This is a genomic window from Mycobacterium sp. (genome assembly GCF_035314665.1).
Classification (GTDB): Bacteria; Actinomycetota; Actinomycetes; order Mycobacteriales; family Mycobacteriaceae; genus Mycobacterium.
The window spans coordinates 1-15,574 of record NZ_DATFZD010000354.1; the positions used below are offsets into that span (position 1 = coordinate 1).

At 65.3% G+C, this 15,574-nt stretch carries 18 protein-coding genes; 8 read left to right on the forward strand and 10 right to left on the reverse strand.

Annotated features, from left to right (window positions below; genetic code table 11):
• Together VKI00_RS24490 and VKI00_RS24495 are read left to right on the forward strand one after the other, a co-directional pair.
• On the forward strand, window positions 1–1,212 hold a 1,212-nt coding region (locus VKI00_RS24490), incomplete at its 5' end, for an FAD-binding protein (RefSeq protein WP_324442134.1).
• A gap of 1 nt (window position 1,213) precedes the next feature.
• Entirely contained in the window at window positions 1,214–2,074 is an 861-nt protein-coding gene (locus tag VKI00_RS24495) for a MaoC family dehydratase (protein ID WP_324442136.1), read from the forward strand.
• Window positions 2,075–2,131: 57 nt separating this feature from the next.
• On the opposite strand, the gene VKI00_RS24500 is transcribed toward VKI00_RS24495, so the two are convergent.
• From VKI00_RS24500 to VKI00_RS24530, 7 genes are all read right to left on the reverse strand, one after another.
• Window positions 2,132–2,977: a hypothetical protein gene (locus tag VKI00_RS24500; protein ID WP_324442138.1), complete on the reverse strand. Its 846-nt coding sequence runs from the start codon at window positions 2,975–2,977 to the stop codon at window positions 2,132–2,134.
• 134 nt (window positions 2,978–3,111) lie between these two features.
• Entirely contained in the window at window positions 3,112–4,293 is a 1,182-nt protein-coding gene (locus VKI00_RS24505; protein ID WP_324442141.1) for a lipid-transfer protein, read from the reverse strand.
• Window positions 4,293–4,694: a MaoC family dehydratase gene (locus VKI00_RS24510; RefSeq protein ID WP_324442143.1), complete on the reverse strand. Its 402-nt coding sequence runs from the start codon at window positions 4,692–4,694 to the stop codon at window positions 4,293–4,295. Before VKI00_RS24510 ends, VKI00_RS24505 begins: the two co-directional genes overlap by 1 nt.
• A complete protein-coding gene (locus VKI00_RS24515) occupies window positions 4,691–5,653 on the reverse strand; it encodes a bifunctional MaoC family dehydratase N-terminal/OB-fold nucleic acid binding domain-containing protein (RefSeq protein WP_324442145.1) in 963 nt (320 codons plus the stop codon). Before VKI00_RS24515 ends, VKI00_RS24510 begins: the two co-directional genes overlap by 4 nt.
• Complete coding sequence (gene fadE29 / locus VKI00_RS24520) at window positions 5,650–6,813, reverse strand: acyl-CoA dehydrogenase FadE29 (RefSeq protein ID WP_324442147.1); 1,164 nt, start codon at window positions 6,811–6,813, stop codon at window positions 5,650–5,652. Before fadE29 ends, VKI00_RS24515 begins: the two co-directional genes overlap by 4 nt.
• Window positions 6,798–7,817, reverse strand: a complete 1,020-nt coding sequence (locus tag VKI00_RS24525) for an acyl-CoA dehydrogenase family protein (protein WP_324442149.1) — start codon at window positions 7,815–7,817, stop codon at window positions 6,798–6,800. The genes fadE29 and VKI00_RS24525 overlap by 16 nt, the downstream gene beginning before the upstream one ends.
• Complete coding sequence (locus VKI00_RS24530) at window positions 7,817–9,067, reverse strand: cytochrome P450 (RefSeq protein WP_324442151.1); 1,251 nt, start codon at window positions 9,065–9,067, stop codon at window positions 7,817–7,819. The genes VKI00_RS24525 and VKI00_RS24530 overlap by 1 nt, the downstream gene beginning before the upstream one ends.
• A 121-nt stretch (window positions 9,068–9,188) precedes the next feature.
• Between VKI00_RS24530 and VKI00_RS24535 the strand changes: the two genes are divergently transcribed.
• From VKI00_RS24535 to VKI00_RS24560, 6 genes are all read left to right on the forward strand, one after another.
• The gene (locus VKI00_RS24535; protein ID WP_324442153.1) at window positions 9,189–10,349 is read left to right on the forward strand and encodes a steroid 3-ketoacyl-CoA thiolase; all 1,161 of its coding nucleotides are present in this window, start codon (window positions 9,189–9,191) and stop codon (window positions 10,347–10,349) included.
• Between the two features lie 10 nt (window positions 10,350–10,359).
• Window positions 10,360–10,737 (forward strand): hypothetical protein, encoded by a 378-nt coding sequence (locus VKI00_RS24540; protein ID WP_324442155.1) that lies wholly within the window; start codon window positions 10,360–10,362, stop codon window positions 10,735–10,737.
• A 9-nt stretch (window positions 10,738–10,746) separates the two neighbouring features.
• Entirely contained in the window at window positions 10,747–11,211 is a 465-nt protein-coding gene (locus VKI00_RS24545; RefSeq protein ID WP_324442157.1) for a nitroreductase family deazaflavin-dependent oxidoreductase, read from the forward strand.
• Between the two features lie 58 nt (window positions 11,212–11,269).
• Window positions 11,270–11,722, forward strand: coding sequence for a nitroreductase family deazaflavin-dependent oxidoreductase (locus VKI00_RS24550; protein WP_324442159.1), 453 nt, complete (start codon window positions 11,270–11,272; stop codon window positions 11,720–11,722).
• A gap of 194 nt (window positions 11,723–11,916) precedes the next feature.
• A complete protein-coding gene (locus VKI00_RS24555; protein WP_324442161.1) occupies window positions 11,917–12,798 on the forward strand; it encodes a histidine phosphatase family protein in 882 nt (293 codons plus the stop codon).
• A gap of 62 nt (window positions 12,799–12,860) precedes the next feature.
• Window positions 12,861–13,772, forward strand: a complete 912-nt coding sequence (locus VKI00_RS24560) for a histidine phosphatase family protein (protein ID WP_324442163.1) — start codon at window positions 12,861–12,863, stop codon at window positions 13,770–13,772.
• Here the strand turns inward: VKI00_RS24560 and VKI00_RS24565 are convergent.
• The 3 genes from VKI00_RS24565 to VKI00_RS24575 all read right to left on the reverse strand — a co-directional run.
• Window positions 13,747–14,457 carry an MBL fold metallo-hydrolase gene (locus VKI00_RS24565; RefSeq protein ID WP_324442165.1) on the reverse strand — a complete coding sequence of 237 codons (711 nt, stop codon included), beginning with the start codon at window positions 14,455–14,457 and terminating at the stop codon, window positions 13,747–13,749. The two genes, VKI00_RS24560 and VKI00_RS24565, sit on opposite strands and share 26 nt — an antisense overlap.
• A 23-nt stretch (window positions 14,458–14,480) precedes the next feature.
• Window positions 14,481–15,386: an SDR family oxidoreductase gene (locus VKI00_RS24570; RefSeq protein ID WP_324442167.1), complete on the reverse strand. Its 906-nt coding sequence runs from the start codon at window positions 15,384–15,386 to the stop codon at window positions 14,481–14,483.
• 14 nt (window positions 15,387–15,400) lie between these two features.
• Window positions 15,401–15,574, reverse strand: a 174-nt coding sequence (locus tag VKI00_RS24575) for an SDR family oxidoreductase (RefSeq protein WP_324442169.1), incomplete at its 5' end; no start/stop codon positions are given.

Consider the following 15,574-nt stretch of genomic DNA (forward strand, 5'->3'; position numbering starts at 1 on the left):
CCGCTCAATGTCGTTGTGATGCAACAGGACTACGTGCGGCTGAACCAGCTCAAGCGGCACCCCAGAGGCGTGCTGCGCAGCCTCAAGGTGGGCGCGCGCACCATGTGGGCGAAGGCGACCGGCAAGAACCTGGTCGGGATGGGACGCGCGCTCATCGCGCCGCTTCGGATCGGGCTGCGCAAAGCCGGCGTCCCGGTAGAGCTCAACACCGCACTGACCGACCTCTACATCGAGGACGGTGCGGTCCGCGGCGTCTACGTGCGCCGAACCGAGGCACCTGAATCCGGTGAGCCGCAGCTGATTCGGGCCCGAAAGGGCGTGATTCTCGGCTCCGGCGGATTCGAACACAACGAGCAGATGCGAGTGAAGTACCAGCGCGCACCGATCACCACCGAGTGGACGGTCGGGGCGAAAGCCAATACCGGCGATGGCATCCTTGCCGCCGAAAAGCTCGGCGCGGCACTGGAAATCATGGAGGACGCGTGGTGGGGGCCGACGGTCCCACTGGTGGGCGCGCCGTGGTTCGCATTGTCGGAGCGCAACTCGCCCGGCTCCATCATCGTCAACATGTCGGGCAAGAGATTCATGAACGAATCCATGCCCTACGTCGAGGCATGCCATCACATGTACGGCGGCGAGTACGGGCAGGGTCCCGGCCCGGGCGAGAACATTCCGGCGTGGCTGGTGTTCGACCAGCAGTACCGCAACCGCTACATCTTCGCTGGATTGCAGCCAGGACAACGCATTCCACGCAAATGGCTGGAATCCGGCGTCATCGTCCAGGCCGACACGATCGAGGAGCTGGCCGCCAAGGCCGGCCTGCCGGTCGACGAGCTCGCCGCTACGGTTAAGCGTTTCAACGGCTTTGCCCGCTCCGGTGTCGACGTCGACTACCACCGCGGCGAGAGCGCCTACGACCGGTATTACGGCGACCCGACCAACAAGCCCAACCCCAACCTCGGCACGATCAGTCACCCGCCGTATTTCGCCGCCAAGATGGTGCCCGGCGACCTGGGCACCAAGGGCGGCATCCGCACCGACAAGCACGGCCGGGCGCTGCGGGACGACGGCAGCATCATCGAAGGCCTTTACGCGGCGGGCAATGTCAGCGCTCCGGTGATGGGACATACCTATCCCGGCCCGGGCGGCACCATCGGCCCCGCGATGACCTTCGGTTACGTGGCGGCGCTGCATCTCGCGGGAGAGAACTGACATGCCCATCAATCCGGACGTCGCATTGGCCGCCGAGCTTGATCCGATCGAATTCTCTTGGAGCAGCAGCGATGTGCAGCTCTACCACCTAGGACTGGGTGCGGGCGCCGACCCGATGGACCCGCGCGAGCTGCGCTACCTGGTTGACGACACCCCGCAGGTGTTGCCGACCTTCGGCAACGTGGCGGCCACCTTCCACGCCACCAAGCCGCCGACCGTGCGATTCCCCGGTATCGACATCGAGCTGGGCAAGGTCCTGCACGCCAGCGAACAGGTGAGCGCGCTGGCGCCACTGCCACCCGCCGGTTCCGCGAAGGCCGTCACCCGGTTCACCGACATCTGGGACAAGGGCAAGGCCGCGGTGATCTGGTCGGAGACCACAGTGACCGCGCCGGACGGAACCCTGCTGTGGACGCAGCGGCGCTCGATCTTCGCCCGCGGCGAAGGCGGGTTCGGTGGCGAGCGCGGGGCGTCAACCTCGACGAACGCACCCGACCGGGCGCCGGACCTCGAACTGGACATCGTGGTATCGCCGCAGCAGGCGCTGCTGTACCGGCTCTGCGGCGACCGCAATCCACTGCACTCCGATCCCGAATTCGCCGCTGCCGCAGGGTTTCCGCGACCCATCCTGCACGGCTTGTGCACGTATGGGATGACGTGCAAGGCGCTCGTCGATGCGCTGCTCGACGCCGACGTCGCCGCCGTCGCGTCCTACGGCGCACGCTTCACCGGCGTGGCCTACCCGGGCGAGACGCTGAAGGCCGCCGTGTGGAAGGAAGACGGCCGCCTGCTAGCCAGCGTCACCGCACCCGCCCGCGAAAATGCCGTGGTGCTCACCGGCGTGGAGCTGGTTCCGGCCTAGATCTTTGTGCCTTTGTCGAGCGTCACGCTAGCGTGGCGCCGGCCGTCGAGGGCGGCGCTAGCGTGACGCTCGCCGAGCCAGTGCAGACCGAACACGGCGCACAATGTCAGCCGGCCGGTCTCCGGCGACCACCCGGATGACGATCCAGTCAAGACGCTCAAGAATTTCCAGTCGCCGGATATCCCAGGTGTACTGCCGGCGATCGCTTCGGTGTTGGTCGCCGTCGTACTCAACCGCGACTTTCACTTCTTCCCAGCCCATGTCGAGATAGGCGATTACTTCACCGAAATCGTCGTGGATCGGAATTTGCGTCTGTGGACGAGGCAAGCCTGCCTGGATCAGCAACAGTCGGAGCCATGTCTCTTTAGGCGATTGCGCTCCCGCGTCGACAAGACCGAGCGCGGTTCGTGCTTGCCGGATACCCCGACGACCGGGATAACGCTGCGCCAATAGATCGACGTCGGGCATCTTCAGATCGGTTGCACGAGCAAGGGCATCGATCGCTGCCACTGCTTCACTCTTGGGGTACCAGCATCCGAGGTCGAGCGCAGTCCGAGCGGGAGTTGTCGCCGGGATGCCGTCGATCACGCCGACCTCGTCCTCAGCAATGTCGTCACCGCGTACCCGTATGCCGAGCAGGGGGTTTCTATTGGAGTGAATGATTTCCAGCGGTGCTCCGACGTCGACCCATTTTGCACCATGGAGTGCGGACGCTGACAATCCCGCAATGATGCCGCGCCGACGTGACCACAACCAACCGCCGTGTGCGCGAAGCTGCGCTGTTAGTTCGGTCTCCGGACTGACATAAACGTCACGAAACAGCCTGGTGTACTGAGTCCGCAGAGCGCTCTTGACCAGGGCCCCGCTTGCGACAGCCTCACTTCCGATGAAGGGCTCCCCCATGGCGGCAGCGTGCCACGGAGTACCGCTGCCGTCACATCACGACAGCCCGACCATCCACAGCGTCACTCCAGCGTGACTGTCGACACCGACTGCCACTCTCGCGTGACGCTCGGCGCGACACCTCGAGGCAGACTCTAGCCCAGGATCAGGCCGGACGTCGGCACACCGGTGCCGGCGGTGACCAGCACATGCTCGACGTCGGGCACCGGGTTCACCGACGAACCCCGTAGCTGGCGGACTCCCTCGGCGATGCCGTTCATGCCGTGGATGTAGGCCTCGCCAAGCTGCCCGCCGTGGGTGTTGATCGGCAACCGACCGCCCACCTCGACCGCGCCGTCGGCGATGAAGTCCTTGGCCTCACCCTTGTCGCAGAATCCCAACTCCTCCAACTGAATCAGCGTGAACGGGGTGAAGTGGTCGTAGAGCACCGCAGTTTGGATATCGGTCGGCGACAGCCCGGACTGCTGCCAGAGCTGCTGACCCACCAAACCCATTTCAGGCAGGCTGAGTTCGGGCCGGTAGTAGCTGACCATCGTGTACTGGTCGGGGCTGGAGCCTTGTGCCGCAGCCTCGATGACCGCCGGCCGGTTCTTCAGGTCCTTGGCCCGTTCGACCGACGTCACCACGATCGCCACCGCGCCATCGGTTTCCTGGCAGCAGTCCAGCAGACGCAGCGGCTCGGCGATCCACCGCGAATTCTGGTGGTCCTCAATAGTTATCGGCTTCTCGTAAAAGTAGGCCTTCGGGTTCTTGGCGGCATGCTTCCGATCGGCAACCGAGATGGCCCCGAAGTCGCGACTGGTCGCGCCGGACCAATGCATGTACCGCTGAGCGATCATCGCCACCTGCGCCGCCGGCGTCGACAACCCGTGCGGATACGAGAATGAGTTGTCCGCCGAGGTCGAATCCGCCTGCGCGCTAGCGTCTCCCACCAAGCGGGTCTGCACCTGCCCGAACCGCATGCCGGAGCGCTCGTTGAACGCTCGGTAGGCGACGACGACCTCGGCCACCCCCGTCGCCACCGCCATCGCCGCATGCTGGACGGTCGCGCACGCGGCACCGCCGCCATAGTGGGTCTGGGCGAAGAACTTCAGCTCACCGATGCCGGCGGCCCGCGCGACGGCGATCTCCTTGTTGGTGTCCATCGTGAACATGGTCAGCCCGTCGACGTCGGCGGGGCTCAGACCCGCATCGTCGAGGGCGTCACGCACCGCCTCGGCCGCCAGACGGAGCTCGCTGCGACCGGAGTCCTTGGAGAAGTCGGTGGCACCTATGCCGACGATGGCGGCTCGACCACTGAGTAAACCCGGTGACATTAAGCGTCCCCGATCGTGAGCGTAGTCGTCGCGATGACATGATCGCCAAGGCTGTTGCTGCCCACGACCTTTACCGTGATCAGGCCGGCGTCCACCGCGGTCACCTCACCGGAGAACGTCACCGTGTCGTAGGCGTACCACGGCACACCCAGCCGCAGGCCGATCGACTTGATCAACGCCGAGGGTCCGGCCCAGTCGGTGATGTAGCGCTGCACCAGTCCGGTGTCGGTGAGGATGTTGACGAAGATGTCCTTGGAGCCTTTGGCCTGTGCCAAATCCCGGTCGTGGTGGACGTCCTGAAAATCTCGGGTGGCCAACGCCGTCGAGATGATGAACGTGGGATCGCCGTAGAGCTTGAGCTCGGGCAGCTTCGTTCCCACTTCGATGACCGGTGCGCTCATGCGTCAGGCTCCCAGGCGTAGAGACTCCACTCCGGCCCGCTGTCACCGGCCGGAAAGTCGATATAGGTTGCGCGAACGGGCATTCCGATCTTCACCCCGGCGGGGTCGACGTTGCGTAGCTCGCCCAGCATACGGACGCCCTCATCCAGCTCCACCAAAGCGATCACGAACGGCAACGTGCGGCCGGGCACCTTCGGCGCGTGATGCACGACGAAGCTGAACACTGTGCCCTTGCCGCCGGCCAGGACGTAGTCGATCGGCTCTGCCTTGTCCTGCCACAGCGCGGGCACCGGCGGGTGCTGCAGACTGCCGTCCTCTAGCCGCTGGATCCGCAGCTCGTGGGCCTTGACGCCCTCCCAGAATAACGACGTGTCCCGCGACACCGCCGGCCGCATCATCGCATCGGCATCCAGGTCCGCGGGCACCGCGGTCGCGGCCGGCTCGGACTCGCGCGGCTTGAATTTTAGGATGCGCCACTCCATCTCGGCGACATCCTCGTCGCCGACGCGCCAGGTGATGTGCTGATTGATGAACCAGCCCTCGCCGAGCGCGGTCTGCTTCGGGCCGACGACGTCGCGCATCTCGGAGGCGACGCTGACCTCCTCGCCCGGTCGCAGGTACCGGTGGTAGGTCTGCTCGCAGTTGGTAGCGACCACACCGACATACCCTGCCTCGTCGAACAGCTTCATCATCGGTCCTATGGGATCATCGGTCGGACGCTCGCCCCCCAGGCCGAACATGGTCCACACCTGAATCATTGCCGGTGGGGCCACGATTCCCGGATGCCCGGCATCGCGGGCGGCGGCCTCGTCGGTGTAGATCGGGTTGCGGTCCCCGAGCGCCTCCACCCAGTTGTTGATCGTCGGCTGGTTCACAGGATCCCGGCCCGCGCGGGGCTTGGCGACGACGGTGGCGGTGATCTCTGCGACTTTTTCCTTAATCCCGTTCGCGTCGGTCATCGAGGCACCCTCGGCACCTTGAGGCCCGAGGCCGCGATCATCTCACGCATGACTTCGTTGACCCCGCCGCCGAAGGTGATGACCAAGTTGCGTTTGGTTTGCGAGTCCAGCCAGTCGAGCAACTCGGCGGTGTCCGACTCGGCAGGATTGCCATACTTGCCGACGATCTCCTCGGCGAGTCGGCCGATGTACTGAATTCGCTCGGTGCCAAAGACTTTCGTCGACGCGGCATCGGCGACGTTGATCTCCTCGCCGGCGGCGGCCACCTGCCAATTCAGCAGCTCGTTGATCCGCCACATCGCGTAGATCTCCCCGAGCGCACGCTTGACGTCCTGGTGGTCGATGGGCGTGACACCGTCACCACCCGGCTTGGACGCCCAGTCGTGCAAGCGGTCGTAGATGCCGGCGGTGCGGCCCGCCGGACCGAGCATCACCCGCTCGTTGTTGAGCTGCGTGGTGATCAGCCGCCATCCGCCGTTCTCCTCACCCACCAGCATGTCGGCGGGCACCCGCACGTCGTTGTAGTACGTGGCGTTGGTGTGGTGGGCGCCGTCGGACAAGATGATCGGCGTCCAGGAGTAGCCGGGATCCTTGGTGTCGACGATCAGGATCGAAATGCCTTTGTGCTTAACCGCTTCCGGATCGGTGCGGCAGGCCAGCCAGATGTAGTCGGCGTCATGCGCGCCGGTGGTGAAGATCTTCTGGCCGTTGACGATGTACTCGTCGCCGTGGCGCACGGCCGTGGTCCGCAACGACGCCAGGTCGGTGCCGGCCTCCGGCTCGGTGTAGCCGATCGCGAAGTGCACCTCGCCAGCGAGGATCGCCGGCAGGAACTTCTTCTTCTGCATCTCGCTGCCGAACACCTGCAGCGTGGGCCCCACCGTCTGCAGCGTCACCGCCGGCAACGGCACGTCGGCACGATGCGCCTCGTTGACGAAGATCTGCTGCTCGATCGGACCGAAACCGAGGCCGCCAAACTCTTTTGGCCACCCGACGCCGAGCTTCCGGTCCTGGCCCATCCGGCGGATCACCGCGCGGTACGCGGCGTTGTGGCGGTCTTCCCCCATCGCCTTCATCTCGTCGGCCGAGATCAAATTCGTAAAGTATTGGCGTAGCTCGGCTTGCAGCTGTCGCTGCTCCGGCGTCAGGTCGATGAACATTGCGCTCCCACCAGATCGAGGCGATGAGAAGGCCCGCCCAGCAGCCGGGTCAGGTCTTTGATCGTGGAGTAGTACCGGTGCATCGGATAGGTGACGTCCATACCCATGCCGCCGTGCAAGTGGTGGCAGGTCTGCATCACCGGCGGCGCCTGCGAGGTGATCCAGTAGCCGAGCACATCGAGGTCGGCGGCGGCGTCGCGCCCTTCGAACAGTCTCCAGATCACCGACGTCGACGCCAAATCGATAGTCCGCGAAGCGATGTAGACCTCAGCGAGCTGCGCTGCGACGGTCTGGAAGGTGGACAGCGGCTTACCGAACTGGTGCCTGTTCGCCACGTAGTCCGCCGTCAACCGCAACGCACCGGCGACCAGCCCGGCCGCATACGCGCCGACAGCGGCCAGCGCCAGCTGGTTCACCCGCTGCGTCGTCGCGCCGACCAACACATCCTGTTCGGGCACTGCGACATCGGCGAACGTCACCACGTACTCGTCGGACCCGTTGGACGTCGGCGTCTTTGACAGGTGCACGCCGTCGGCCTTGGGCGACACCACGACCACGGCGCTGTCGGCAGTCACGATCATCCAGTCCGCGCCGTCGGCATACCCGACACCGACCTTGGTGCCGGACAGTCGACTGTGTACAAAGATCGTGGCCGGCCGCTCCGGCAGCGCCGCGCCCGGTTCGTTGAGCGCGGCGGTGAGCAGCGACCCCTTGGCCAGTCCGCCGAAGTAGCGATCCTGCTGCTCGTCGGAGGCCAAATCCAGCAGCGGCACGGCACCAAGCCCGAGGGTCGCCAGCGCCGGAGAGACCAGGCCGTGTCGACCGATTTCGGTTAGCGCCGTTGCGATCTCGGGCAGACCGACGCCGTCGCCGCCCAGCCGCTCGGGCACAGGCAGCGCAGTCACGCCGCCCGCAACGAGCGCTTCCCACGAGTTGTCCCGATCCAGAACCGACGTGACCACGTCGGCGACGGCCTGCTGCGCCGGGTCCGGGGTGAAGTCCATTAGTGCGCCACCGGGCTTTTGCCCGTGTAGTCGACCTGCCAGTGCTTGATGCCGTTCAGCCAGCCCGACCGCAGCCGCTCGGGTTCCGAGATTGGTTTGAGGTCGGGCATATCGTCGGCGACCGCGTTGAAAATCAAATTGATCGTCATCCGCGCCAGGTTCGCACCAATGCAGTAGTGCGCGCCAGTGCCGCCGAATCCGACGTGCGGGTTGGGGTCGCGCAGGATGTTGAACGCGTGCGGATCCTCGAACACTTCGTCGTCGAAGTTGGCCGAGCGATACGACATCACCACCCGCTGCCCCTTCTTGATCTGCACGCCGGCCAACTCGACGTCCTCGTTGGCGGTGCGCTGGAACGCCGATACCGGAGTGGCCCACCGGATGATCTCGTCGGCCGTGGTCGACGGGCGCTCCTTCTTGAACAGTTCCCACTGATCGGGGTTGTCCGCCATCGCGATCATGCCGTGGGTGATCGAGTTGCGCGTGGTCTCGTTGCCCGCCACCGCCAGCATGACCACGAAAAAGCCGAACTCGTCGTCGGAGAGCTTCTCCCCCTCGACGTCGGCCTGGATCAAGGTAGTGACGATGTCGTCGGTCGGGTTCTTGCCGCGCTCGTCGGCCATCGCCATCGCGTACATGATCAGTTCCACCGACGACTGCGCGGGATCGACGGTGGCGTACTCGGGGTCGGTACCACCGGTCATCTCGTTGGACCAGCGGAACAGCTTGTCGCGGTCGTCCTGCGGCACGCCCAGGAGTCCGGCGATGGCCTGGAGCGGTAGCTCGCAGCTGACCTGCTCGACGAAGTCGCCGCTGCCCTCGGCCGCCGCGGTCTTGGCGATGTTTTGGGCACGCTCGGCGAGTTCGGCTTCCAGCCGTCCGATGGCCCGCGGCGTGAATCCGCGGGAGATGATCTTGCGCAGCCGGGTGTGGTGCGGGGCATCCATGTTGAGCATGACGCTGCGCTGGAGTTCGACCTGCTCCCGCTTCATCTCCGGCGGCCACGTCGGGATTGCGCCGTTTAGCCAGCTCGAGAAGACGTCGCTGCGCTTGGACACCTCCTTGACGTCGGCATGCTTGGAGACGATCCAATAGCCCTTGTCCTCGAACCCGCCCGCGCCGTTGGGAATGTCGACCCAGTGGATTGGCTCGGCCTTGCGCAGCTGGGCGAGCTCCGCGACGGGCAGCCCTGCGAGGTTGACGTCTGGGTCAAGAAAATCGAAATCGGCGGGAATGTTGGGGGGTGCCATTAGGGTGCGCTCCTCAATGCAACGTGTTCTAGTTCCAGTAAAACATGCCTTCTCCGCAGACCAAAAGGCGCGCACGCATCGTCGCTTGTCAGGGTAATGAAACGTGTTCTAGCCTGACCTCATGGGTAACCCGGTAATAGTTGAAGCCACCCGCAGCCCCATCGGCAAACGTGCCGGATGGTTGTCCGGGCTGCACGCCACCGAGCTGCTGGGCGCGGTCCAGAAGGCGCTTGTGGATAAGGCCGGTATCGATGCCGGCGACGTCGAGCAGCTCATCGGCGGCTGCGTGACACAGTACGCGGAGCAGTCCAACAACATCACCCGGACGGCATGGCTGACCCTGGGTTTGCCCGAACAGGTCGGCGCCACCACGATCGACTGCCAATGCGGCAGCGGGCAGCAGGCGAATCACCTGATCGCCGGGCTGATCGCGGCGGGTGCCATCGACATCGGCATCGCCTGCGGCATCGAGGCGATGAGCCGGGTCGGGCTGGGCGCCAACGCCGGTCCCGACCGCAATTGGCGCGCGGAGTCCTGGGACATCGATCTGCCCGACCAGTTCACCGCCGCCGAGCGCATCGCCAAGCGCCGCGGCATCACTCGCGCGGACATCGACGAGTTAGGGTTGGCCTCCCAGCAGCACGCCAAGCGGGCCTGGGACGAGGGCCGCTTCGACCGGGAGATCTCACCGATCGAGGCGCCGGTGCTCGACGAGCAGAAGCAACCCACCTCCGAGCGCCACATGGTCGGCCGTGACCAGGGTCTACGCGACACCACGCTGGAGGGATTGAGCCAGCTCAAGCCGGTGCTCGACGGCGGCATCCACACCGCGGGCACGTCGTCGCAGATCTCCGACGGCGCGGCCGCGGTGTTGTGGATGGACGAGGAAAAGGCCAAGGCGCTGGGCCTGCGCCCGCGGGCCCGCATCGTCAGCCAGGCGCTGGTCGGCGCCGAGCCCTATTACCACCTGGACGGCCCGGTGCAGTCCACCGCGAAGGTGCTCGAGAAGGCCGGCATGAAGATGGGCGACATCGACATCGTCGAGATCAACGAGGCGTTCGCGTCGGTGGTGCTGTCCTGGGCCCGGGTGCACAACGCCGACATGGCCCGGGTCAACGTCAACGGCGGCGCGATCGCGCTGGGGCATCCGGTGGGTTGCACCGGCAGCCGGCTGTTCACCACCGCGCTGCACGAGCTGGAGCGCTCGGATCAGAGCACGGCGCTGATCACCATGTGCGCCGGGGGCGCGCTGTCGACGGGCACCATCATCGAGCGCATCTAAGGCTTCGAACGTGGGCGTTTCCGACGACGATCGCATCGCCGCGGCCCAGTCGTATATCGACGCGTTGGTCAGCCACGACGCCGCCGCGGTCCCGTTCGCGCCGGACTGCGTTCGGATCGAGATGGGCATCAAGACCGGCTTCTCCGGAAATCACTTGCGGCGCAGCCTCAACCGCGGCCCGCAATTCCGGATCATTGCGGCAACAACGCCGCCGGATTACACGATCAACGGCGAGGTGGTGCGGGCCGTGTACGACGTCGTGACCAAGGTCCAGCTCGGCGGGCGGCGGGTCGGGGCGCACGTCGACGAGACGTTCGTCATTCCGGCCGGGGATGCAGCGATCCACCACATCGGCGCTCGGATGCGCCCGTTCTTCAAGCGAATTTAGACTGGTGTCATGGCCTCGAAATCACGCCCACCGTTCTTGAATTCGCCGTTCATCGATTTCTTCCTCAAATGGATGGGACGCCTCAACACCTTCATGTACCGCCGTGGCGGCGGAGAAGGACTCGGCGGCACGTTCCAGAACATCCCGGTCGCCCTGCTGACGACCACCGGCCGCAAGACCGGGAAGACGCGAGTCAGCCCGTTGTACTTCCTGCGCGACGGCGACCGCGTCGTCGTGGCCGCATCCCGGGGCGGCAGCGACAAGAACCCGATGTGGTACCTCAACCTCAAGGCCAATCCGAAGGTCTCGGTGCAGATCAAAAAAGAAGTGCTCGACCTGACCGCGCGGGATGCTACCGACGAGGAGCGCGCCAACTACTGGCCGCAACTGGTGAAGATGTACCCCAGCTACGACGACTACCAGTCGTGGACCGACCGGACCATCCCGCTCGTCATCTGCGATCCCGCGCGGTGACGATGCGGGCCGCGAAGTGGCCCGAGAAGGAGCCGCGCAAATCAGACCCCACGGTAACGTGACGCAGCGGCACGGGATCCGCAACTCGCGGTTCCTCGCCATTCTGCTCAAATACTTTGCCCGCGCGCATATCTGGGTGTACCGGCGCACCAACGGCCGACTCGGCGCCAGGCTGCTGTGGTTTCCGGCTGCGTTACTCACTACGACCGGACGTAAATCGGGTGAGCCGCGAACCACTCCGACGCTGTATCTGCGCGACGGCGACCGGGTGATCTTGCCGGCGTCGTTCGGCGGTCGCGCCGAGAACCCGACCTGGTATCTCAACCTCAAAGAAAATCCCGGCGTCGAGGTGCAAATCCGCGCAGAGCGACTGCGGCTTTCGGCCCGCGACGCCACCGACGAGGAACGGGCTCGCTACTGGCCGCCGCTGATGCGGATGTATCCGCCCTACCACGGATACCGGCAGGCCACCGACCGGGTCATCCCGCTGGTGGTGTGCGAACCGGCCTAGATCTTCGCGCGGATTTCGGCGGACAGCGAGTTCGGCTACGGTAAATTGCCCTTGCGCTGATACGCATCGCGGCGAACGGGGGAAGTGATGAGAAATCGGCTCCGCTTTGTCACCGTGGGCCTGCTCTCCACTGGCCTGCTCTCCACTGGCCTGCTGTCCCCCGGATCAGCGCTGGCCTGGGCCGATACTCGATCGTGCTGGACTTGGTCCGGCACGGGCAGTCGGTCGACAACGCAGCGGGCATCATCGACACCACGCCGCCCGGAACCGGGCTCACCCAGACCGGCTACGACCAGGCGAACACCGTCGCGCAGGCGATCCAGGCGGAATACGGGAAAGACATCGCCGGGATCTTCGCGTCGGAGGAGACTCGATCGCAAGAGACCGCGGCGCAATTGGCTGACTTGCTGCCGGGCAACACGTCCGTCCAGATCTTGTCCGGGCTCAACGAGATTCCGGGCGGCTCCTTCGAGGGCGACCCAACGAACAGCCTCGAGGGCATCCTGTACCTGCTGGCCCCGCTTTCCTGGGTGTTCGGAGATGTATTAATGCCGGATATCGGCGATCCCAGCGTCAACGGGATCACATTCGACGGAGGCTTTAGCGACGCCGTCCAAACAATCTACGACGGGACCGTCGGCAGCGCCGGCAGCAGCGCTCCGACCGACGTGGCATTTTCCAGCGAAGGGGCGATCGCAGTCTGGACGATGATGAACGTCAACAATCCCGATTTCTCCGTGCTCCTGCAGGAACTGGTCAGCAACGAACAATTCCTGCCCAACGCAGGCCAGGTGGTGGTCGAAGGCAGTCCTGGGGATTGGACGCTGGTCAGCTATGACGGAGTAGATGTACCGCAGGATCCGGGGCTGGGCACCGAGCTGTTCGTCGACTTCCGCAACCTGATCGAGGCGCCGCAATTCGCCGGCTACGACATTTACGAGGCCTTGCTGACCGGCAATTCGGCGACGATCGACACCGCTCTTCAGACCGGTCTCAACCAAGTCGACACCGCGCTCACGCAGTTCCCGATCGAGGTGTTCGATGACATCGTCGCCGCCTTAGGCGGCAGCATCTGAGCCCCTCACCGCTTCAGCCCCGCTGCCTTGCTGTCGGGGTGCTGTCGACCGCTTTGCTGTCGATGGGATCCGCGACGGCCCGGGCCGACGACGGCTCGATCGTGCTGGACTTCGTGCGGCACGGCGAGTCCGGCGATATGACCGTGGTCAACACCCAGGTGCCCGGTCCCGATCTCACCGACACCGGCGAGCTGCAAGCCAAGGCCCTCGTTGATGCGCTGTCGGGCAGCGGTATTGACGACATCTATGCGTCGACCATGATCCGATCACAGGAGACCGCGACGCCGCTGGCCGACGCGTTGAATTTGCCGATCCAAGTGCTGCCGGGGCTCAACGAAATCGACGCCGGCATCTTCGAAGGCATACCGGTGAACGTCGGCGACCTCCCGCTGGGCGGCGCCCTCTATCTGCTGGCGCCGATATTGTGGACGCTCGGCTTGGATTTCGTGCCGCAGCTGGGCTCGACGGTTGACCCCAACGGAATCGCATTCGACGAAAGTTTCAGCGGCGCTGTGCAATCGATCTACGATGGCAGCGTCGGAACCGACGCCGGCACCGTGACCGACGCGGTGTTCTCACACGAAGCCGCGATCGCAATCTGGACACTGATGAACGTCAACAACCCCGACTTCTCGGTTGTCCTCCAGGAATTCCTCAACACCGGCGAGCTGCTGCCCTACACGGGCCAAGTCGTGGTCGACGGCTCGCCCGGGGATTGGACGCTGGTGAGCTGGGACGGGACGGCGGTGCCGCAGGATCCGGGACTGGCGACAGAGTTGTTCGTCGACTTCCGTGATCTGCTCACGGCGCCGCAGTTTGCGACGTACGACATTTATGAGGCTTTGCTGAGCGGCAATTCGGCGACGATCGACACTGCGCTTCAAACCGGTCTCAGCCAGATCGATATGGCGCTGGCCCAATTCCCCGTCTCGGTGTTCGACGACATCGTCAGCGCGTTCGGCGGTTCGATCTAAGCCAATCCCGTTGCTGGCGGACGAATTCCGCGTCGACGACGCTGCCATGGCCCGGCACGTAGATGGCGTCGGGTCCGCCGGCCGCCAGCAGCCGGTCAAGCGTGTTCGGCCACGCCGCCACATCGGAATCGGCATCGATCGCGGGGGCGCCGGACTCCTCGATGAGATCGCCGCTGAAGACCACCACCCGCTCGCCGTCGCGGCCCGGCACCACCGCGACGAGATCCGCGTCGGTGTGGCCGCGTCCCAGGTGGGCGATCGTCACGTCACGGTTTCCCAGGTCGACCACGGCGCGGTCGGTGGCGTGTAGGGGCGGGCGCAGCGCCGCGATCGCGCGGTCGATCTCATCGGGGTCGGCTCCGTAGTGCAGTGCGTCATCGCGAAGCTGGCCGGTGGCCGTCGTGAGATAGTCGAAGACTTTAGGTGCGCAATATATTTCGGCTTCCGCGAATACTCCGGAGCCCAGGACATGATCGAAGTGCTTGTGGGTCAACAGAACATGGGTTACCCGGAGTCCCGCGATCTGTTGCACGTCGGCGTTGATCGCCCGCGCTTCGGTGAGCGTGGTACCGGTGTCGACGAGCAGTGCCCCGGTCCGACCCCGCACCAAGCCGACAGTGACGTCGAGAAACGGTAGCCGACAACGATGCACGCTGTCGTTCAGCTGCTCCCAGTCGAAGTGCACACGTAGCCCGTGGCGACTGTCGGCTAGGCGCCGTACACCGGCACCGCAGGCCGAGACTTGGCGAGTAGGTCGTTGACGACCGGACCCAATTCCGCCGGATCCCACTTGGCGCCCTTGTCGATCTGCGGGCCGTGTGCCCAGCCTTCAGCGATGCGGATTTTGCCGCCTTCGACTTCGAACACCTTCCCGGTGATATCACGGGATTCGGTGCTGCCCAGCCAGACGACCAGCGGCGAGATGTTCTCCGGCGCCATGGAATCGAAATCGTCGTCCTGCGTTGACATCATCTCGGCGAAGACCGTCTCGGTCATCCGGGTGCGGGCCGACGGCGCGATCGCGTTGACGGTGACGCCGTACCGCCCCATTTCAGCGGCGGCGACCAGAGTCAGCGCCGCGATGCCGGCCTTGGCGGCGCTGTAGTTGCCCTGCCCGACGCTGCCCTGCAGGCCCGCACCGGAACTGGTGTTGATGATGCGTGCGTCAACGGTTTTGCCCTCTTTGCTCAGCCCCCGCCAATACGACGCGGCGTGCCTCATCGCAGCGAAGTGGCCCTTGAGATGTACCGCGATGACGGCGTCGAACTCGTCCTCGCTGGTGTTCGCCATCATCCGGTCGCGCACGATGCCGGCGTTGTTCACCAACACGTCAAGACCACCGAACGTGTCGACGGCGGTCTGAACCAGCGCGGCGGCTTGATCCCAGTCGGCGATGTTGGAGCCGTTCGCGACGGCTTCGCCTCCGGCCGCGGTGATCTCGTCGACCACGCCCTGCGCAGCGCTACCGCCGCCCGCGGGTGACCCGTCCAGGCCCACACCGATGTCGTTGACCACAACGCGCGCGCCCTCGGCGGCGAACGCCAAGGCGTGCGCGCGCCCGATACCGCCGCCCGCTCCGGTGACGATGACGACGCGACCGTCGACTATCCCCATGCTGTTTGTCTCCTCTATTTGATCGCGCTGGCGTTTGTTGTGGCCAGATAGTGCGGCGGCTCGCCGCCGCCGTGTACTTCCAGCGAGGCGCCGCTGATGTAGGAGGCCGCATTCGAGGCCAGAAACGCTGCGGCCCAACCGACGTCGGCAGGTGTGGCCAGCCGACCGAGCGGCACGTTCTTCGAGAT

Excerpts from the sequence above, each read along its gene's own strand:
- VKI00_RS24495 (WP_324442136.1), top strand. The coding sequence starts at position 1,214 with ATGCCCATCAATCCGGACGTCGCATTGGCCGCCGAGCTTGATCCGATC.
- VKI00_RS24500 (WP_324442138.1), bottom strand. The coding sequence starts at position 2,977 with ATGGGGGAGCCCTTCATCGGAAGTGAGGCTGTCGCAAGCGGGGCCCTG.
- VKI00_RS24505 (WP_324442141.1), bottom strand. The coding sequence starts at position 4,293 with ATGTCACCGGGTTTACTCAGTGGTCGAGCCGCCATCGTCGGCATAGGT.
- VKI00_RS24510 (WP_324442143.1), bottom strand. The coding sequence starts at position 4,694 with ATGAGCGCACCGGTCATCGAAGTGGGAACGAAGCTGCCCGAGCTCAAG.
- VKI00_RS24515 (WP_324442145.1), bottom strand. The coding sequence starts at position 5,653 with ATGACCGACGCGAACGGGATTAAGGAAAAAGTCGCAGAGATCACCGCC.
- fadE29 (WP_324442147.1), bottom strand. The coding sequence starts at position 6,813 with ATGTTCATCGACCTGACGCCGGAGCAGCGACAGCTGCAAGCCGAGCTA.
- VKI00_RS24525 (WP_324442149.1), bottom strand. The coding sequence starts at position 7,817 with ATGGACTTCACCCCGGACCCGGCGCAGCAGGCCGTCGCCGACGTGGTC.
- VKI00_RS24530 (WP_324442151.1), bottom strand. The coding sequence starts at position 9,067 with ATGGCACCCCCCAACATTCCCGCCGATTTCGATTTTCTTGACCCAGAC.
- VKI00_RS24535 (WP_324442153.1), top strand. The coding sequence starts at position 9,189 with ATGGGTAACCCGGTAATAGTTGAAGCCACCCGCAGCCCCATCGGCAAA.
- VKI00_RS24545 (WP_324442157.1), top strand. The coding sequence starts at position 10,747 with ATGGCCTCGAAATCACGCCCACCGTTCTTGAATTCGCCGTTCATCGAT.
- VKI00_RS24560 (WP_324442163.1), top strand. The coding sequence starts at position 12,861 with ATGGGATCCGCGACGGCCCGGGCCGACGACGGCTCGATCGTGCTGGAC.
- VKI00_RS24570 (WP_324442167.1), bottom strand. The coding sequence starts at position 15,386 with ATGGGGATAGTCGACGGTCGCGTCGTCATCGTCACCGGAGCGGGCGGC.